Below are 17,017 nucleotides of genomic sequence, written 5' to 3'. Positions count from 1 at the left end.
CACCCGACCACAAGTAATACTCAATACAAACACCATGTACCACCTCCGGCATATTTCAATAATTCAGCTATTTGCCTGCCTGCTATTGACGGGTATCCTTTCATCCTGTGGCAACAACAATGCACCTGGTGAAAAGCCAACAGCTATAGACATTCCTTATCCCCAACCATATCCCGATTCAACGGCCCTCGTCTTTTTGCCGGGCATCGTTTCAGCAGATTCACTTGACTTCAATGCGGCCTTCTCTCCGGATGGCAAGTCTTGTTACTTCTCAAGGTCCATGAATAAGCAATCCAAAATATATGTCACCCGTTATGATGGCACAAAGTGGACAACGCCAACATTGATATCACCTGTAGAAGGTAGCTATTCAGATGCTGATCCTGCTTTTGGTCCTGATAGCAATCTTTACTTTATATCCAACAGGCCTAAAGACCCATCAGACACCATCAAGGACTATGATATATGGTTCAGCACTCCCCTGGCCAATGGAAGCTGGTCGGAGCCTGTAAACCTGAATAGTGTAAATTCAGACAGCAATGAGTTCTATGTTTCATTTACTGAAAAGGGAAATCTGTACTTCGCTTCCTCCCGTAAGGGCGGTTTGGGTGAAGAAGACATTTACGTAAGTAAGTTAGTCAATGGACAATACACCACACCGGAGAACCCGGGAGCGGCCATCAATTCTTCAAAGTCTGAATACGACCCTTTTATTTCAGCTAAGGAAGACCTGCTCATTTTTACTTCTTCCAACCGGGATGACAGTTTCGGCGGAGCAGACCTATACTGTTCTAAACCCGGCGCCAATCAACAATGGCAGCAGGCCACCCACCTGGGAAAGAACATCAATACCAGTACCCGTGATTTCTGTCCTTATTACTCTCCGGACTCAAAGTATTTCTTCTTTAGTAGTGACCGCAATGTAAAGTGGATCAGTGCGGAATATGTAAAGCGGCAAATAGATAAATTCTGGCAACCCAATTTATAGTCGTTCGTCCTTTAGGGTAAGCAGCCAGATGCAGAGCGACCCAAAGGTGATGAAAACAAGGGGCAGGTACATTTCATCATACAAGTTCCCCTGCAGCCATTGTACACCGAAATAGTCGCTTGACAATCTCCACACAGACCTTAGTATATCCACGCCCATGACAAACTTGAACAGCCAGTTGATCTTTTGTTTTGCTGGTGAAAACATAAAAAAAAGGATGATATAGCTGCCCGTCGCTGCCAGAATCAGCGGAAAGTATAATGCGGACTGGATCAATTGAAATGTCTGGAGCTTGTCAGCAATACGGGGCAGGTCATTCGCATTGGCGGCCAGGGCCTTTGGAAGATGGAGCTGTGTATAAAACAGCTCAGTCGAACGCAGCAGGACCTCCAGCATGAAAAACACGAAATAGCAGATAAAGGCAAGGGTGGCCCAGAAACGGTTAGACACTGCCGCCAGGGAGCAAATCACGTATCGCACATACAATAGCCCGAACATGGCAGCCAGCATCAGGGAGGAACGCACCAGGTGCAGGGGATGATTTCCCTGCTGCAATTCCTCCGCAACCGATGCGGGAGCAGTGAATTGGCCGAATACATACGATTGAAATGACTGGATGGCGATATAGACCAGGGCAACAATGGCCGCACTTAAACGGATATGCTTAAAATTCATGGTAACAAGTTGATGCCTGAAAAATAATTATCATTTTTTTATGGGCAGCCTGCTTCCTGGAAATCCCAAAAATGGATAACTTTTCAGCCATCAGAGCCGCCGCCGCCTTGCATAAGCCAGCTACCATACAACACTACCGGGTCATTTCCAACAGGATTCACGAATACGTGGAAACGAATATGCATGCAGATATCTCCCTGCAGCGCCTGGCCGATCATGTCTTCGTTTCTTATTATCACCTTTCAGACATCTTTGAGCAAACGGAGCAGGAAACGATTGGCGGTTACATCAAAAGATTCCGCCTGGAAAAAGCCGCCTCCCTTTTATCGTATACAGACCTTTCCCTAACTGAAATTGCCGAAAGGATCGGTTATTCAGGTAAACACGCGCTTTCAAAAGCCTTTAGTCAGCAGTTCAATCACAGTCCGGGCTATTTCCGGAAAAGACCGCTATTCATAAAGGATTCCCCCAATGCCCTGCTCGACGGTATCCATTCAGAGCAAGCCTATCTCGATATACTGAAAAAGGATTTCCCGTTCAATTACCGGATCGAGACCTTACACAATCGCTATACCATTTGCAGGTCATTACGCATGGTGCCGGCATCTTATAAAGGCGGTTTTTGTTACGATACCTATCTCGATCAGGTGATGAGCGGCTTTGACAAGAAATGGAGCGGAAGCTTTGTGATCAAACCCTTCGATTCGCTCAATTTCACACCGGCCGACAGGTTCAACATGCACCATGGCCTGCTCGTAACAGGAGCCGTGATCAATTGTTTATCGCCTGCTGATTGTCAGGAATACATTATCAGTCCGGTAAAGGAAGGCGAGTACCTGGTATTTGACATTCCGGCCGGCAATATGGATGAGAACATCAAGAACTACACCACCCTGTTCCGGGAAAACATTATTGGCTATAAGAAATTGTTCAGGCCCGAAGACTTCTTTATCTTCCTGTTATTGAGCAATGAGGAACACAAGCTGGGAGAGTTCTATATGTACCTGAAACCATCCAGCGCATAGCCTTACTGGTATCTCCTGGCATACAGGATCGCTTGCTCCAATATATAATCTTTGCTTTGGGCCACCTTTGCGGGAGTGAGCCTTACCGGGACATCCAGCTTAACCCCCATGCCCTGGCGAAAACTCTCCTGCAAACCCTTTACGCCAACACCTGTATAACTTACTTCTATACCACCGGGTAATGTAAACCAGGTGATATTGCCTGTGGTACCGGCTGTTTGCCGGCCCATGGTAATTGTATTGGGCCTGAGTCTTAAAGCAGCGGTGATTGATTCAGAAAGGCTTTGCGTATGTTCATCTACCAGGACTATCAAGGGGCCATTATAGATCGAATCAGCCTTGCCGGCAGGTGTAAAATAATAGGAGCCCCTGATAAATGTACCTGGATAAAAATCCCACGCATTCAGCTCTTCGGTAAACTGCGTCTTTGCAGGAAAGAAGAATTTATTCAATCCTGTGGTAACCTTGAAATTGGGATAGTCGCGCATTTCCCAGATCACAGCCCTTGCCTGCCGGATATCCCGGAATAAATAGCCCAGGGTGTCAATACTACTGATACGGCAAAATCGCACGTACCAGACTCCTTGTTCCAGTTCCTCCCACAAGGGCTTTGCAGGGGCTTTGGGTATACGACGGTAGACTTCCCAACTGTGCAGTTCGACGGGCCTGGCAATCACCTGCTTCCCCCTTTTGAAGCTTACCTCTATGATAGAGTCACCAACTTTCAATAATTCCTGGGCAATATTGCGGTGCAGCGAAAGCGCATTGGTGCCGGTAGTCGTCTTTAATAGTTCCTTTTCTCTTTCTCGGGTGGGTTTTTCATTAATGGCAATTATTTCATCCCCAATACGGTATCCCCATCTTTTTGCAATACTATCGTCGCACGCACCAACCAGATATTTTCCTTCCACATAATCAATACGAAAAGGATAGAAATAGTAGATGCGGCCAGGCTCCTGTATAAAGGAATGGGAGTCGGGCAATTCATGGATAAGCTCCCGTATGGCATACCGGTATTGTGCTGAATCTTTTGCCTGCAAAAACCGGCTGATATAATTGCTCAATACCTTGTCCCAGGCAGGAATGCGCGTTTTGTGCGGGTAAAAATAGGCTATCGTATTCCAATAGCGGAACAGGGCAAGCAAACGCACCGGACGACCAGGATAGGAAGGTGTCTTGCAATCGTCTTCAGTATGAATAATATGATCATAATAATGGCCGCCGTAATAACGGGTGACATACCGGCTGGTATCCGGAAGGTGGTATTGGTATAAGCGGACCAGTTCGGTCTTCAGCCATTTTGAAACCCTGAACTGCTGTATGTCTTTTTCCGTGATGGTCCTTGCCAGCGAATCTGCCTCCCTGTTTACCCGTGTAGTGGATAACCCGGCGGACGGCAATGAACGGTACCAGGCTTCGAGCAATGTATCAACCGCTTTCCCGGTTTTGGCCTGTTCAACAAGTGGGATCATGCGTATCAATTCACTGTCCCAGTCGGGTTTGCCTTTAGCAGCAGCGGGATGGTAATATTTTAGAAAACCCCATACCTTGCCGAGTGTTGTTAATTGCGTAACCTGTATATTGGTTTGAGCCTGGCTGCTGTAGGTAATAAACCCAAACAATACCAGGTAAATGACCCTTTTCATGTGATTGATTTGAGCGCAAATTGCGGCTGATACAAACGTACAGGGTTACTTTTTAGCCCAATGCCCTGACCGGCGGGTTGAACACTGTCTTCTAAATTGAGCGGGCAAAACAGGGAATTGGGCGAAATAAATCATCAATTGTATGAACGGCTGTTTTAATTTGTGGCATGTTCGAAGCAACGAAAAAATGGAGCTATTACAAGAAGATAAAACTCGTGGAGCTGCTCTATCTTTTTATCCTGTTGGTCATCATTCCGTTGTCTATAGGATTGCAGATATTCGAACGGTTCTCTTTTACGCTGAGCCTTATCCTGGTCAATGTGCTACAGCTTCCTTCCATCGTGTTCTTTTATCGCTGGTTGCTTCCACGCACCTTGTTCAATAAACGCCCCTGGTGGTTCCTGGCATCCCTGCCTTTTTATCTTTTGCTGTATGAGCTCAATGCCCGGATCGCCTTCCTGCTAATGATCAACCTGCCCTTCATTCCCGAAAAATACCGTTCCAATCTGGCTTCTGTGGAGCCCTGGCACTGGACGGGAAGCCTGATACAAAATATGGGCTATACGCTACTGATCCTGCTTTCATCAATTGGATTGCTGTTTATCCGGGAGCTGTTCAAACGGCAGCATATCGTTGACCAGTTACAATCCGACAAACTGCGACTAGAACTCGACCAGCTAAAGTCGCAAATACAACCGCATTTCTTCTTCAATACATTGAATAACCTATATGCGCTCAGTTTGCAGGGTTCACCGAAAACTTCCGTTTCCATTGCCAATCTTTCCGGCATCATGCGGTATGTATTGTATGAAGCGAGGGAAGAAAAAGTATTACTGGCAAAAGAAATAGCGTTCCTGCACAGCTACCTGGAACTGGAGCGGATACGCCATAATGACGATACGGTGCTGCAGTTCTGCGTGCAGGGAAATCCGGGCGGCACACTGATCGAACCGCTGTTGTTTTTACCGCTGATTGAGAATTGTTTCAAACATTCACTCCATCATAAAATTCCAGGCAACCAGGTACAGTTGCTCATGACCATTGATGAAGAAGAGATCACCTTCCAAACTTCCAATCTCAAAGCACCGAAAACAGAAGTTGCGGCAAAAGAAAGCGGGATTGGTTTATACAATGTGCGCAAAAGACTGGAGTTATTATACCCTGAGCGACACCAATTACTGGTAACAGAGGAGGATTCACAATTTATCGTTACTTTAAGTGTTCAACTAAATCCACCCCGATGACCAGGTGCCTTATTATAGACGATGAACCACTGGCGCGCCAATTGATGGAATCACATATACGGCAAGTAAAAAGCCTGCAGGTGGTGGGCACTTGTGAAACCGCGATCGAGGCTTTCGAACTGTTGCACCGCGAACAGATAGACCTACTTTTCCTTGATATCCAGATGCCGGGTATTACAGGTCTCAATTTCCTGAAATCGCTCAAGAACCCGCCCAAAGTAATATTCACTACCGCCTATATGGAATATGCCGTGGAGGCATTTGAACTGGAGGCAGTGGATTACCTGTTAAAGCCCATCACCTTCGAACGGTTTATCAAAGCGGTCCAGAAGATCAGCGCCCAAAAAGAAATACCACCTGTCTCGCAAAGCCAGCCGCCGGACGAAGCTATCTTTATTAAAGTGCACAAGCGACTCCTGCGGATTGCCTATCCGGATATTTTTTATATTGAAGGCTTCGGAGATTATATAAAAGTAGTGACGGCGAATACTGTACATACATCGTATTCCTCGCTCAACAAAATCGGGGAACTGCTGCCGGAGCAGCAGTTCCTGCGTATCCACAAATCCTTTATCATTAATGTCCGGCATATACAATTCGTAGAAGGCAATCTGGTAAGGATACTCGACAAAGAATTGCCCATAGGGGTAACCTATAAGGATGCACTGTATAAAAAACTGGGGCAGGAATGAGTAAATGATGAAGAACAGTCAGGTCATTATATATTCACTCCAGGGATAGTTGATCTGGTCTTGGTTGTATTGTCGTCGGAACTTTCGTTCATTATAACGGTAGGCGTAAAGATGGTAAGGCAGTTTCTCTGCGGGTGTTTCTTTGTGTTGTTTATGCCTTTTTTCCTTTAACCGCTGTGTCTTACGGCGGAAGGGAGCCCTCAGTTGCACCACTTCAGGCTCAGGTAACTGTACTTCCTGTCCGGTATATAGTTTGACCAGGTAAGCCACTACATCTTCTTCTGTCCACTGGTATTTTAACCAGGTCATGGCCTCGCCGGTAAGTTTGCGGTACAGGCTGTGCTGTTTCCGGTCGGCAGGCAGAGTGGCATATACGGTGGAGGCGATGCGGGAAGCTTTGGACAGAAGGGCGGCATATTGCATCGTCTTTCGGAAAGCCGGGTCTTTCTTTACCCTTTTACCCGTGAGCGAGCTACGGGTACGGATATAATACCGGCCATACATCTTATAGATGCAGATGGGACCAATGGTGCCCGTAATGGGTGGTATGCCGGTGTATTTGGCCATATAGTATATAACATATACTGGTTAAAAGTAATAAATGTTGGCCGTCAGGACAATACCGTGAAATGGGTAAAATGGCAGGGGTATGCAAACCCTGTGTGATCCTTGTACCATCCTTGTAGGTTAAAGCGCACTTGGTACATGGCTGGTACAAGGATGACAGGAGGATTGAGTTAGGATGTCCCTTGCTAAAATAACTATACAGTTTTCCTGGGTTGTCTAAAATGGTTATACAGTAATGGACATTGATGGACCGCCTTTGGGTTGGGTTTGCTTCGGGAATGCTTCGGGGTTAAAGCGCACTTATAAGGGCGGGGAGCGAAGGTGGTACGAACATGGTACGAAGGAAACCCCTGTCAAACCCAAACAAAACCCTTATAAAGGCTGGCTTAATATTGTCCGTTCATCAATTGGAAGACATGGCAAAGTACAGTTTTTCTTACCTTACTGGTCTAAATCAACCCATATGGACTTCCAACTCGTCACTGGCAGGCCAGATACAACCGACCACCTGGTTTTTACAACCACTTTCACACACAATAATGTGTTTTATAAAGCAGCTCTTGCCGAAACCATTTCCTGGGATGGACAACTTACAGGAACTTACGATGTGTTGCTGCAGTCGGGCAGAGGTACGCAACGCCTTACACTCATTAAAGAAGGGGAGCATTGGAGAGCGGGAGAAGAAATTGAACAGATTGGGGTTATTCAACAAGAGTTAGTTGATCTGCTTGGTGCGGTCATCAATGAAGTCCGCAAGTAAAATGTTTGGTAGTCCCGACAGGAATCGAACTTAATGACGTATCTTATTCCAAATCAATTTATTAAAAAGCGATTTTCGAGGTGGCCGATTACCGGCAACAATTTAGCGAATATCAAGTATTGAAGTGAGAAAGATGCCAGCTCATTATTTTATCTTCAACTCTTCAATAAAAGCTTCACATCCTTCTATATCATTTACAATTTCCCAGGCCCGGCGGTGCTCAGGTGAGAAACGCGTACGGTAACGTGTATCCAGCCATTTGATAATATCCAACCGGCCCAGTTTTAATAAGACAAATTTTTCCAGGGCCATCACCTGCAACTGGCCCAGCGTAAAGGGGGACTCCAATACATACTTCTTTTTCAGCAAAGAACTATCATTAACAGCGCGCAAAAAAATGTGCATCAACTCATGAAAAACAACGATAGGAAAAACTGATACAGGATGAGGTTTTGGAGCAGAAGAAAGAAAGCTTTTTGTATAAATTATCAAAGGGGAGCCCATGGAGGGAAAATCACAGGCGGTTAGTGTTGCTTCCACATCCTGCCAGGGAAATGAGCGCCCTGTTTCTTTAAGAACTGTTTGAAGGTAAATAGATCCTTCTTTATCCCATATCGCCTGGAACTCGCCCAAGCGCCCTGACAGTTCATCCATATCCTCCTGCTTCACAGATTTGTTCAATGACGATCCGCATACCCTGTCAAAAGGGCCCGTTTTTACGTACACCAGGCTCACTTTTGGAACCTGTATAGGATCAGGTGGGGTCTTATAATCTGATTGGCCATTGACCAGGTGGACCAACCCTGTTGTTATAAACAGTGTAAACAGGAAAGATCTCATGCTATAGTTGTTAAGGTCAAGAAATTTTAATCGCCTACGTTACTAAGATACGCATATTATCTTATTCCTTATGAGCTTCTTCCTGCGTGTACTTCGGTTGTTGGTGCTTCCTGCTTTCATTCAAATCGAAATACATTGAGATCAACGGAAAACACCAACGATGTCGTAACTGTTCTATATTCTAGTGTCAATATAAAGAATTTGGAAATGGTACAATTTCCGTTTGGAGAAAAGGTCCTTGCTGCCTCAGAAAATATATTTTATCCTAAATAGTTTTTCTCAAAGGCATATATTTCAGCGGCTGTTATTCTATTTTTGTCCTGGGGTTTATGTAATGTTATTCCACTATAGCAACAAGTTTCGATTCAGTATTATTCTTTTTCTCTTTAATAAGTCCAATACCAGGTGCATAAAATTTAAAATCAATAGCTCCTTTTTCAAGATCGCTCCATTCTTTTGTTTTTAAACAACCCTCATAGGTATTTAATGGAACCAGAATAGTGAGTCCCATAGCAACAACTTTCGCCTTATCTTCGGCTATTCCTGCTGCAAACTCCTGTTGGTATGAAATCCCTGATTTGGGATTGGCAAGCATGATAATACCCGCTACTGCTCCGTTTATGCCAGCCTCCCAGGCACCTTCATGATCGCGGATAGTACCATCGGGATTGTAATTATCTACGTCTTCCCCCATGTACCAAACATTCCCGTCATTATCCTGGGCAAACCAGTCGCGGGTGTCTTCTTCCAGTACACCATCCAACCAAACCCTATCTCTGATTACAGCAACATTGATACCCATGACCACTTTTACGACATCAATGCGTTGAATTTCATTTCGCTCCAAACCATCCGGGGTTTCGCCTTCAAAAACATACGTCCTTCCTATTGTTTGATATGGGAAAAATTTATTGGTCAACATTGTGCTATTAGTAAAGCTTACCGAATTGAAATCTATTTCTCCAATTTTTTGATCACTTGCGAATTGCACTGACTGGAAAGCGCTTTCATTATCACTTATCCCTTTTTTACAAGATGCTATAATGACGAAACATGCCGCCATTATTGGGCAAAGTAGTTCTGTTTTCATGATTATTTATTTTACATGAATAAATACCACCAAAGATGTAGCATAAAAGAGATATACATACATATCCATTTGGTTGGGTAGAACGAAATGGTTAGAAGTAGACCTGCCTACCCGCAGGGGCCTACAAATTAGGACCCCGGATAGGCCCCTGAACCAGCCTTCCTTTTGTTTGAATTGATTTGAATTGATACAGAAAAGTATTGGAATTGAAGCCAGTAGGGGTTATAACGAAAAATGGCGTTCGGTTTGAACGCCATTAAAATTATATATGTAGTCCCCTTATAGGACAATTCTCGAACTATTTTCCGGCTGATCCGAAGTTGCTGGCCAGTTTAGCAGCCTGAGGTAATTTCAGCCTAAATTAGTACCTTAAAAAATATTTTCAATTAGGCATTCGCGCAAGGTTCTACCCGCAATGAAAACCTGCATTTGTATACCGAAAAACATGGTTTATGAACCGGTTAAAAATTTTGATTGCCTTTCTTCTGATTGCCAGCCACATTGTAACCGCACAGCATACAAATGTCAGCACTCCTCTGGCAAAAAATGATATGCAATGGATACAAAAAGTATTAGATAACTGGAATCTTGTATGCCGGAAAGAACTAAAGATCAAGGAAAACCCTTTGCCATGGATTATCTTTTATGACAGCACCGCGGCCTGGCATTTAAACCCAGATAAAAAGTTGCTTCCGCCATTTGAAAAAACAGCTTATCGCTTCATTTACGATCGCCAAAACTATGAGCTTATTAGAATTTCACATTCGATGAATGTCTGGGTTCCAGACAGAGCACCTGTTCCGATGGGTTCTTTACCCACCGTGGCCATGCCATATGCCAACAATCAAAAATGTTTCTTTATTGCACCGCTTCCCACCTTGTTTCACCTCCTTGCAACACCCGACTATGCAGTTTACTTAAATTTTTTATTTCTGGGAATCTATATTCACGAATTGACCCATACCCGCCAACTGCCATTTGTACTTTCAAAACTTTTGCAGATTCAGCATAATTATAAGCTACCCGAAAGCATAGATGATAATACGATTGAAAATACATTTGGGAAAAATGAGACTTATAAACAACTATTTTTTGCAGAAAAAGGTCATCTCTGGAATGCCGTATTCAATGAAAATACAGATAGTTGTATCGCACATATTGAACAGGCTTTCCGGATAGCAGATAGGCGAAAAAAAGAATTTTTATCAGGAGATAGTCTTGGATATGATAAGTTGGATGATATTTTCATTTCTCTTGAAGGCTCGGCAATGTGGGCACAGTATAGAATTATGCTAAAAACGCTCCAAAGGACATGGACGAGAAGGAGACACTTAGGTGGTTACTGGAGAAAGCACCGGCATGGTCGCAGGATGAAGGATTAGCCTTGTTTTTGCTGATAGAAAGATTTGATCCGAATTGGAAACGCCAGTTCTTTGAAAACGATTTACCTTCTGCTTTCCAATATTTACGTAATATCGTAGCCAATCAAAAGAGAAAGTAAGTACCATTGGACCTTCTGGTTAATATACAGTCTTGACGAAGGGCTTCTCCACTGTAGATGTTAAATTTACGTTTGACAGAAAATAACGATGCGTTGCGCCAGTTTATTTATTATGAAGAAGATAATGCCAATACTACTATTTGTTTTATTGTCTTGCGCCGATGAAACAAAAAAACTTAATGAGAGAAAGTCTACAATTGGTGACCTTGAAATAAATCGCTACCAAATCAGTTTAATTTCATCGCTTCATGACCATGTTGACGTCACGAAAGATGGCAGAACTGAACATATTATAAAAGTAAACACTGATAATATTGACACAATTTTCCTCGTGAAGGATACGCTTGTTATTAAAACCGTGAGACAGCCTGTTATTTATGAGAAAAAAGACAAAGTGTTCAATTACCTAATAAGGATTGATTCGATGCCTGCTGCATTTAATGACACAAACTAAAGCTCACAAATTAACACCTCCTATTTCCTTCAGCAAAACAAAGCCGCCTTGTAAATTCATAATTACAAGGCGGCTTTAAAATTGCTAAGTAGTCCCGACAGGAATCGAACCTGTATCAAAAGTTTAGGAAACTTCTATTCTATCCATTGAACTACGGGACCGGGAAGGAAAAACAGGCATACAGCCTTCTTTTTTCTGTTTCCGGGCGCCAAAAATAAGGAAACAATGCCAATGTGCAGGTGTATTGATGTGCAAATTTGAAAATGCTGCAAAAAGTTACCAGCCATACATAAATCCCCTGAAAACGAACTTCCTATCCATAAAATAGCCCACCTGTCCTGTTTTACGGTATTTGCACATTGATAAATTCGCACATCAACCCATTACGCTTATCTTTGCTACCCCTAAAAAAGTATGTATGAAGTTTTATACCTGGCTTATCCGTTACCGCCTGTATTTAGGACTGGGTTTGGTGGTATTGGGTATCGTGGCGAATATTTATAGCAGTTTCTGGCCTGCCTTTCCCCTTTATTTCATTGGCCTTATCCTGATTGTAGGCCATTTTTTCATTGGCCCCCTGCGACTTATCCAGGAATATATGGAAAATGGCGACCTGGAAGGCGCCGAAGGCGTTCTCAATTCGGTAAAGTTCCCCAACCTGCTCTATAAGCCCATCCGCTCTGCCTATTATACCTTTAAAGGCCAGTTGGCGATGATGAAACAGGATTTCGATGGCGCCGAAGTGAATATGAAGAAAGGCCTCGACCTGGGTACCCCCATGAAGGAAGTAAAAGGGGCCAACCTGCTGCAAATGGGCATGATCGCCCTGCAAAAAGGCAATTTCAAACAAGGCGAACAATATATACGCCAGGCCATCCGCGAAGGACTGCCCGATAAGGAAAATGAAGCTGCTGCCTATCTGCAGATGTGCAATATCATGATGAATAAACGGGAGTTCCGCGCTGCCAAAGAATTCTTCCGCAAAACCAAAGCACTCAAACCTACCAGCCCTGAAATTGTAAAACAGGTAAAGGAGATTGAGAAATACATCTCCCGCATCCCGGGATAGCATAATGTTATTCCTTCAGTTCAGTCGTAATATCGTAAAAAGCTATAGAGCTCTTATAGAGCTGCTTTAGAGCAGCTATAGAGCTCATATAGAGGGTTAATTCCGGAGATAATCCTGGGATAGTCCGGAGGCAGTAGTAGGGCAAGACAAGGTAAAGGCAGTAGACAGATACTTTACATGTTGATTTTACAGGGAGAAGTCTTTCTTTATCTGCTCGGCACAGGCCTTCATAATGCTTTCTACCAGGGCTACCTGCGCCGGCAATTGTTCTGTTTGTTCTTCTTGCTTCCCGTTGTGTTCTATCTGCCGTACGATGTCTTTCAGGGAACTGATACCCATGGAGTCAATGGTAGATTTCAGTTTGTGGGCCAGCCTGCCTACCTGCTCCCAGTTCTGCTCAGCAGATTCTTTTTGCAATTCCACTAATGTCTGGGGCATGGTATCCAGGAACAGTTGCAGCATACGTATCACAAAACTCTCATCACCACCAGCTATGCTATATACGAGGGAAAGATTGTATAGCTTCACAGGGTCGCCAGGTCCGGGAATCAGGGCTTCCTGCGATGAAGCATTGTCAGTAATGATCATGTTGGTCAGGTTGTTGGCAATGATGCGAAAAAGGTTAGGTTCATTGAAAGGCTTGGGCAGGTAATCGTTCATGCCTGCTGCCAGAAACCGCTCCCGGTCGCCCTTCAGGGCATTGGCGGTGAGCGCTACTATAGGAATGGTTGATTTGACAATGTCCGTCAGTTGCCTGATCTGCTTCGTAGCCTCCACGCCGTCCATTTCGGGCATGTGTATATCCATCAGCACCAAATCATAACTATGCTGTTGTACCAGTACCAGCGCCTCCCTGCCATTGATAGCGATGTCCACTTCAAAACCCCACGACTCCATCATGTGACGGGCCAGGTGTTGGTTGAGTTCCACATCCTCCGCCACCAGTATTTTCCGTTTCCCCAGGCTCCGGTAATCGGGTACGATCATACTGGCGGTTATTTGGTAGTTAATTCACCGGCCTGTATCATACGGTAGATGGTGGATTTGCCAATGTCCAGCTTCTTGGCTACCAGCAACACATCCTTATCGTATTTATCCAGGTAATGCTGTATGATATGGATATCGAAGTCTTTCAGGGTCCTTTCTTTACTCAGCAAGTCATTCACGGTAGCGGTTGTATTGATGGTGATATGTTCCGGCTGAATGATATCGCCATCGGCCATTACAGCCGCCAGTTCCATCACCGATTTCAGTTCCCGCACGTTACCGGGGAAAGTATATTGGAGTAGTTTCTGCTGCACTTCCGGCGAAATGGTTTTCTTCTCAATTCCATTATCCTTACAGAACAGGTCTAAAAAATACCTGGCCAGCAATATGATGTCATTACCACGTTCACGCAGGGCAGGCAGTTGAATGGGTAACCCGATAAGCCGGTAATAAAGGTCTTCCCGGAATGTTTTGTTTTGTACTTCTGTAAGCAGGTTCCGGTGTGTGGCCACAATGATGCGTGCATTTACCGGCACTACTTCATTGCCACCAATACGGGTAATTTCCCGTTCCTGCAGCACCCGCAGCAATTTTGCCTGGAGACTGATGTCCATTTCACCGATCTCATCCAGGAACAAGGTGCCCCCATTCGCTTCCTCGAACTTACCAAGGCGGCGGGTAACCGCGCCGGTGAAAGCCCCCTTCTCATGCCCGAAGAGTTCACTTTCGATCAGCTCTTTGGGAATAGCGGCTACATTGACCGCCACAAAGGGCTTTTTCTGCCGCTCAGAATTATAGTGAATGGCCTTGGCCACCATTTCCTTACCGGTACCCGTTTCGCCCGCAATAGATACGGTGATGTTGGTTTTACAGGCCTTTTCAATGAGGCCATACACTTTATCCATAGACTCACTCTTCCCGATCAGGTATTTGGAATAATCGTATTTCTTACCTACCTGCTCTTTCAGGTGTTCCACTTCCTGGCGCAGCCCTACAATCTCTTTCAGGTGCAGCAATGAATTCCATAGCCTGTCTTTCACTTCATCGTCTTTCACGATGTAATCAAAAGCGCCATTTTTCAGCAGGTTGATGGCAGTACCCACATCTTCCTGGCCGGAAATGATGATGACCTGTATATCGGGGTTGACTTCCCGGATCTTTTTCAGTACCGCACTGCCATCCATGTCGGGCATGGAATAGTCGAGCGTTACCACATTGGGGCGCTCATGCAATTGGTTAAAAAAAGCGGTGGAACTTTCAAAGCGTTTGACTTCATAATCGGGGTTTAGAGAGAGATAATGTTCGAGCATGGAGCCGTACCAAACATCATCTTCCAGGACGAAAATCCTGAGGGCATGTTGATTTTTCATTGCTAATGGACTAGATATTACTATATAAACGTATGAACCACAAAAAAGTATTCCCAAATTGAAGAATTTTTCCGCAAATGAGAAAAGTTAAAAATCCACAATAAGGAATTCCTGAAGACAGCCTAGGTAATTTATCTTAATTCCAGACCTCATTCAATCCTTCCAGTCAGCCATGGAGTAAACAGGCGGCTGCTTATCTTTGGTTATGTTCAGCAGCCAACCGCCCTTATCTGCCATGGAGCGTACAGCGTTGTTTATCAGGCTTATTGATGCCTTTCCCAAAGGCCATCCACTCAAGCGCTATCGTGGCGATGTGTACTTTGAGATCAGGAATTTCCGGGTCCTTTTCAGCATGATGAAACGGGAAGGCTGGACGTCGGACGTTGTGAATAAACAGATCAATGCATACCTGGCCAGCCTGGAACCAAACCAGGTAGCGGAAGCAGCAGCAAGCATGGACAAGTTGCAGGCAGCCGTTCATGAATTTGATAATTACCAGGTATTGCTGCAACAACTTGGCCGGCATGATGCGGGCGATGTACCGGACCCTGGCGCGGCCCTGCCACCGGAACATCCGCTGATAGCAAAGGTGGTCCTCCTGCTTGAGTACCTCGCGGCAGAACAGGAAATTCCCGGTAGCGGCGATGAGATGTTGTTTGAGTTATTGCATGCAGAATGGTTTGCTATTCCACCCGCTGAAATTGCTCAACTCGCTATAGCGGCAGCCGACCGGCCATTCAACGGTCAAAAAGTATCCCTGCGCAGGCTACTATATGAAAAGGTGCATACCCCGCCAAGGGACCTCTTTTCGCCTCCTGTTGCGGAGGGCTTTATAAAAGCTTCCGGAGCTATAGAACGATTAACCGGCATAGCACCCGGTACCACCTTACCCGCCCTGGTGGAAAGTATGCTTCGTGAAACCGGCATCAGCGATTTTGTTAGGCAGCATCCGGACAGCCAGGAGCTGCAGGAATTGGTTACCGGTTTTGTGCATTATGTGCAGGAAGAGGCAGCACGTAATCCGGCAATGGACCTGCCGCTGCTGGTGAAGCTGATCCTACTGATGCGTGCACCAGCATTTACCTGGCCTCCATTACAGGTACCCGTCAATGGCCAGGATAGCATTATCCCGCTAATCGCTGCGTTTTATATATCGCCTATCCCCTTTGGAGGGATAGCCGGGGCCCTACATATGGAAACCAGCGAGGTCAAAATGCCGGCCCCGGAAATCGGCAAACTGGAGGAAACAATAGTAAGCCGGTTATTGCAACGGTTTGTTATGAACGTTACAGCCCTTAATAATTTCCTCCGTTGTCCGCTGGAATTTTATTTCAGGAATATTATCCGCATTCCTGCCCCACGCAATGAGGCTGTTGAGTTTGGTTCAGCCGTACACTATGCATTGGAGCTGTTATTCCGTAAAATGCAATCCGCAGGAGAAGCTTTCCCCTCGCCGGAGGTTTTTATCAACGATTTTGAAACGTATATGCACCTGCACAGACAAAGCTTTACCCCGGAACAGTTTAACCGCCGTTTAGCATACGGACGTGAAGTGTTAAGTAATTATTATGATGAATACGTTCATTCCTGGACCAGGATCGTAGCGGTGGAAAGAAATATCCGGAACGTAATGGTGAATGGTGTACCGCTTAAGGGCAAGATAGATAAACTGGAATTTGACGGCCGGCTGGTGAATGTGGTGGATTATAAAACCGGTGATCCGGAAAAATCCAAAGTCCGGCTGATGCCTCCCGGAGAGGCCATACCATTGGGTGGCGATTACTGGCGGCAGGCGGTATTTTATAAGATACTGGTAGATAATTACCAGTCAAAAGAATGGAAGGTGGTCAGCACGGAGTTTGATTTTATAGAGCCAGATAAAAAGTATTATTACCACAAAGAAAAGTTAATGATCACGCCGGATGATGTTGCCATCGTGACCCAACAGCTCACCACGGCCTGGCAACGCATCCAGCACCGGGACTTTTATACCGGCTGCGGGAAGCCGGAATGCCATTGGTGTCATTTTGTTAAAACCTATGGCCTGGCCGTAAGGCTGCATGAATAATCCACCCAAACGAGCTATGTTTGCAGCTTATTGAAGTTGTA

16 protein-coding genes and 1 tRNA gene are annotated in these 17,017 nt (G+C 45.0%); 9 read left to right on the top strand and 8 right to left on the bottom strand.

From position 1 onward, the window contains the following. Positions 1 to 34 precede the first annotated feature (34 nt). Entirely contained in the window at positions 35 to 988 is a 954-nt protein-coding gene (locus HB364_RS07175; RefSeq protein WP_167287180.1) for a PD40 domain-containing protein, read from the top strand. Here HB364_RS07175 and HB364_RS07170 read toward each other — a convergent pair. Beyond that, positions 983 to 1,663 carry a hypothetical protein gene (locus tag HB364_RS07170; RefSeq protein WP_167287179.1) on the bottom strand — a complete coding sequence of 227 codons (681 nt, stop codon included), beginning with the start codon at positions 1,661 to 1,663 and terminating at the stop codon, positions 983 to 985. The genes HB364_RS07175 and HB364_RS07170 overlap by 6 nt on opposite strands. 71 nt (positions 1,664 to 1,734) lie before the next feature. On the opposite strand from HB364_RS07170, the gene HB364_RS07165 reads away from it, so the two are divergent. Further along, positions 1,735 to 2,688 carry a helix-turn-helix transcriptional regulator gene (locus HB364_RS07165; protein WP_167287178.1) on the top strand — a complete coding sequence of 318 codons (954 nt, stop codon included), beginning with the start codon at positions 1,735 to 1,737 and terminating at the stop codon, positions 2,686 to 2,688. Positions 2,689 to 2,690: 2 nt separating this feature from the next. On the opposite strand, the gene HB364_RS07160 is transcribed toward HB364_RS07165, so the two are convergent. After that, the gene (locus HB364_RS07160) at positions 2,691 to 4,334 is read right to left on the bottom strand and encodes a S41 family peptidase (RefSeq protein WP_167287177.1); all 1,644 of its coding nucleotides are present in this window, start codon (positions 4,332 to 4,334) and stop codon (positions 2,691 to 2,693) included. 167 nt (positions 4,335 to 4,501) lie between these two features. On the opposite strand from HB364_RS07160, the gene HB364_RS07155 reads away from it, so the two are divergent. Together HB364_RS07155 and HB364_RS07150 are read left to right on the top strand one after the other, a co-directional pair. Continuing rightward, positions 4,502 to 5,578 (top strand): sensor histidine kinase, encoded by a 1,077-nt coding sequence (locus HB364_RS07155; protein ID WP_167287176.1) that lies wholly within the window; start codon positions 4,502 to 4,504, stop codon positions 5,576 to 5,578. Next, the gene (locus tag HB364_RS07150; protein WP_167287175.1) at positions 5,575 to 6,270 is read left to right on the top strand and encodes a LytR/AlgR family response regulator transcription factor; all 696 of its coding nucleotides are present in this window, start codon (positions 5,575 to 5,577) and stop codon (positions 6,268 to 6,270) included. Before HB364_RS07155 ends, HB364_RS07150 begins: the two co-directional genes overlap by 4 nt. 18 nt (positions 6,271 to 6,288) lie before the next feature. Here HB364_RS07150 and HB364_RS07145 read toward each other — a convergent pair whose 3' ends face one another. Then, positions 6,289 to 6,837, bottom strand: a complete 549-nt coding sequence (locus HB364_RS07145; protein ID WP_167287174.1) for a hypothetical protein — start codon at positions 6,835 to 6,837, stop codon at positions 6,289 to 6,291. Positions 6,838 to 7,072: 235 nt separating this feature from the next. Here HB364_RS07145 and HB364_RS07140 point away from each other — a divergent pair, with 235 nt between their 5' ends. Next, a complete protein-coding gene (locus HB364_RS07140; RefSeq protein WP_167287173.1) occupies positions 7,073 to 7,597 on the top strand; it encodes a hypothetical protein in 525 nt (174 codons plus the stop codon). Positions 7,598 to 7,741: 144 nt separating this feature from the next. On the opposite strand, the gene HB364_RS07135 is transcribed toward HB364_RS07140, so the two are convergent. Then, positions 7,742 to 8,437 carry a hypothetical protein gene (locus tag HB364_RS07135; protein ID WP_167287172.1) on the bottom strand — a complete coding sequence of 232 codons (696 nt, stop codon included), beginning with the start codon at positions 8,435 to 8,437 and terminating at the stop codon, positions 7,742 to 7,744. A gap of 337 nt (positions 8,438 to 8,774) precedes the next feature. Further along, a complete protein-coding gene (locus HB364_RS07130; protein ID WP_167287171.1) occupies positions 8,775 to 9,527 on the bottom strand; it encodes a hypothetical protein in 753 nt (250 codons plus the stop codon). A gap of 452 nt (positions 9,528 to 9,979) precedes the next feature. Between HB364_RS07130 and HB364_RS07125 the strand changes: the two genes are divergently transcribed. Together HB364_RS07125 and HB364_RS07120 are read left to right on the top strand one after the other, a co-directional pair. Next, on the top strand, positions 9,980 to 10,909 hold the full coding sequence (locus HB364_RS07125) for a hypothetical protein (protein WP_167287170.1): 930 nt from the start codon (positions 9,980 to 9,982) through the stop codon (positions 10,907 to 10,909). A 231-nt stretch (positions 10,910 to 11,140) separates the two neighbouring features. Then, positions 11,141 to 11,482 carry a hypothetical protein gene (locus tag HB364_RS07120; protein ID WP_167287169.1) on the top strand — a complete coding sequence of 114 codons (342 nt, stop codon included), beginning with the start codon at positions 11,141 to 11,143 and terminating at the stop codon, positions 11,480 to 11,482. Positions 11,483 to 11,571: 89 nt separating this feature from the next. Here HB364_RS07120 and HB364_RS07115 read toward each other — a convergent pair. Continuing rightward, positions 11,572 to 11,643, bottom strand: a tRNA-Arg gene (locus HB364_RS07115). Positions 11,644 to 11,900: 257 nt separating this feature from the next. On the opposite strand from HB364_RS07115, the gene HB364_RS07110 reads away from it, so the two are divergent. Next, the gene (locus HB364_RS07110) at positions 11,901 to 12,551 is read left to right on the top strand and encodes a tetratricopeptide repeat protein (protein ID WP_167287168.1); all 651 of its coding nucleotides are present in this window, start codon (positions 11,901 to 11,903) and stop codon (positions 12,549 to 12,551) included. A gap of 186 nt (positions 12,552 to 12,737) precedes the next feature. Here HB364_RS07110 and HB364_RS07105 read toward each other — a convergent pair whose 3' ends face one another. Together HB364_RS07105 and HB364_RS07100 are read right to left on the bottom strand one after the other, a co-directional pair. Then, positions 12,738 to 13,538, bottom strand: coding sequence for a response regulator (locus tag HB364_RS07105; protein WP_167287167.1), 801 nt, complete (start codon positions 13,536 to 13,538; stop codon positions 12,738 to 12,740). 8 nt (positions 13,539 to 13,546) lie between these two features. Beyond that, positions 13,547 to 14,908 (bottom strand): sigma-54-dependent transcriptional regulator, encoded by a 1,362-nt coding sequence (locus HB364_RS07100; protein WP_167287166.1) that lies wholly within the window; start codon positions 14,906 to 14,908, stop codon positions 13,547 to 13,549. A 205-nt stretch (positions 14,909 to 15,113) separates the two neighbouring features. Here HB364_RS07100 and HB364_RS07095 point away from each other — a divergent pair, with 205 nt between their 5' ends. Beyond that, on the top strand, positions 15,114 to 16,976 hold the full coding sequence (locus tag HB364_RS07095; protein WP_167287165.1) for a RecB family exonuclease: 1,863 nt from the start codon (positions 15,114 to 15,116) through the stop codon (positions 16,974 to 16,976). The last annotated feature ends 41 nt before the right edge of the window (positions 16,977 to 17,017 follow it).

Origin of the sequence: Paraflavitalea devenefica (assembly GCF_011759375.1) — a bacterium.
GTDB classification, from domain to species: domain Bacteria; phylum Bacteroidota; class Bacteroidia; order Chitinophagales; family Chitinophagaceae; genus Paraflavitalea; species Paraflavitalea devenefica.
The sequence above is the reverse complement of the archived record's forward strand: the minus strand, read 5'-3'. Positions and strand labels throughout refer to the sequence as shown.

What these genes read in the sequence shown, in the direction of transcription:
- HB364_RS07170 (WP_167287179.1), bottom strand. Translation starts at nt 1,663, where the DNA reads ATGAATTTTAAGCATATCCGTTTAAGTGCGGCCATTGTTGCCCTGGTC.
- HB364_RS07095 (WP_167287165.1), top strand. Translation starts at nt 15,114, where the DNA reads ATGTTCAGCAGCCAACCGCCCTTATCTGCCATGGAGCGTACAGCGTTG.
- HB364_RS07110 (WP_167287168.1), top strand. Translation starts at nt 11,901, where the DNA reads ATGAAGTTTTATACCTGGCTTATCCGTTACCGCCTGTATTTAGGACTG.
- HB364_RS07105 (WP_167287167.1), bottom strand. Translation starts at nt 13,538, where the DNA reads ATGATCGTACCCGATTACCGGAGCCTGGGGAAACGGAAAATACTGGTG.
- HB364_RS07175 (WP_167287180.1), top strand. Translation starts at nt 35, where the DNA reads ATGTACCACCTCCGGCATATTTCAATAATTCAGCTATTTGCCTGCCTG.
- HB364_RS07130 (WP_167287171.1), bottom strand. Translation starts at nt 9,527, where the DNA reads ATGAAAACAGAACTACTTTGCCCAATAATGGCGGCATGTTTCGTCATT.
- HB364_RS07165 (WP_167287178.1), top strand. Translation starts at nt 1,735, where the DNA reads ATGGATAACTTTTCAGCCATCAGAGCCGCCGCCGCCTTGCATAAGCCA.
- HB364_RS07140 (WP_167287173.1), top strand. Translation starts at nt 7,073, where the DNA reads ATGGACATTGATGGACCGCCTTTGGGTTGGGTTTGCTTCGGGAATGCT.
- HB364_RS07150 (WP_167287175.1), top strand. Translation starts at nt 5,575, where the DNA reads ATGACCAGGTGCCTTATTATAGACGATGAACCACTGGCGCGCCAATTG.
- HB364_RS07100 (WP_167287166.1), bottom strand. Translation starts at nt 14,908, where the DNA reads ATGAAAAATCAACATGCCCTCAGGATTTTCGTCCTGGAAGATGATGTT.
- HB364_RS07120 (WP_167287169.1), top strand. Translation starts at nt 11,141, where the DNA reads ATGAAGAAGATAATGCCAATACTACTATTTGTTTTATTGTCTTGCGCC.
- HB364_RS07160 (WP_167287177.1), bottom strand. Translation starts at nt 4,334, where the DNA reads ATGAAAAGGGTCATTTACCTGGTATTGTTTGGGTTTATTACCTACAGC.
- HB364_RS07155 (WP_167287176.1), top strand. Translation starts at nt 4,502, where the DNA reads ATGTTCGAAGCAACGAAAAAATGGAGCTATTACAAGAAGATAAAACTC.
- HB364_RS07125 (WP_167287170.1), top strand. Translation starts at nt 9,980, where the DNA reads ATGAACCGGTTAAAAATTTTGATTGCCTTTCTTCTGATTGCCAGCCAC.
- HB364_RS07145 (WP_167287174.1), bottom strand. Translation starts at nt 6,837, where the DNA reads ATGGCCAAATACACCGGCATACCACCCATTACGGGCACCATTGGTCCC.
- HB364_RS07135 (WP_167287172.1), bottom strand. Translation starts at nt 8,437, where the DNA reads ATGAGATCTTTCCTGTTTACACTGTTTATAACAACAGGGTTGGTCCAC.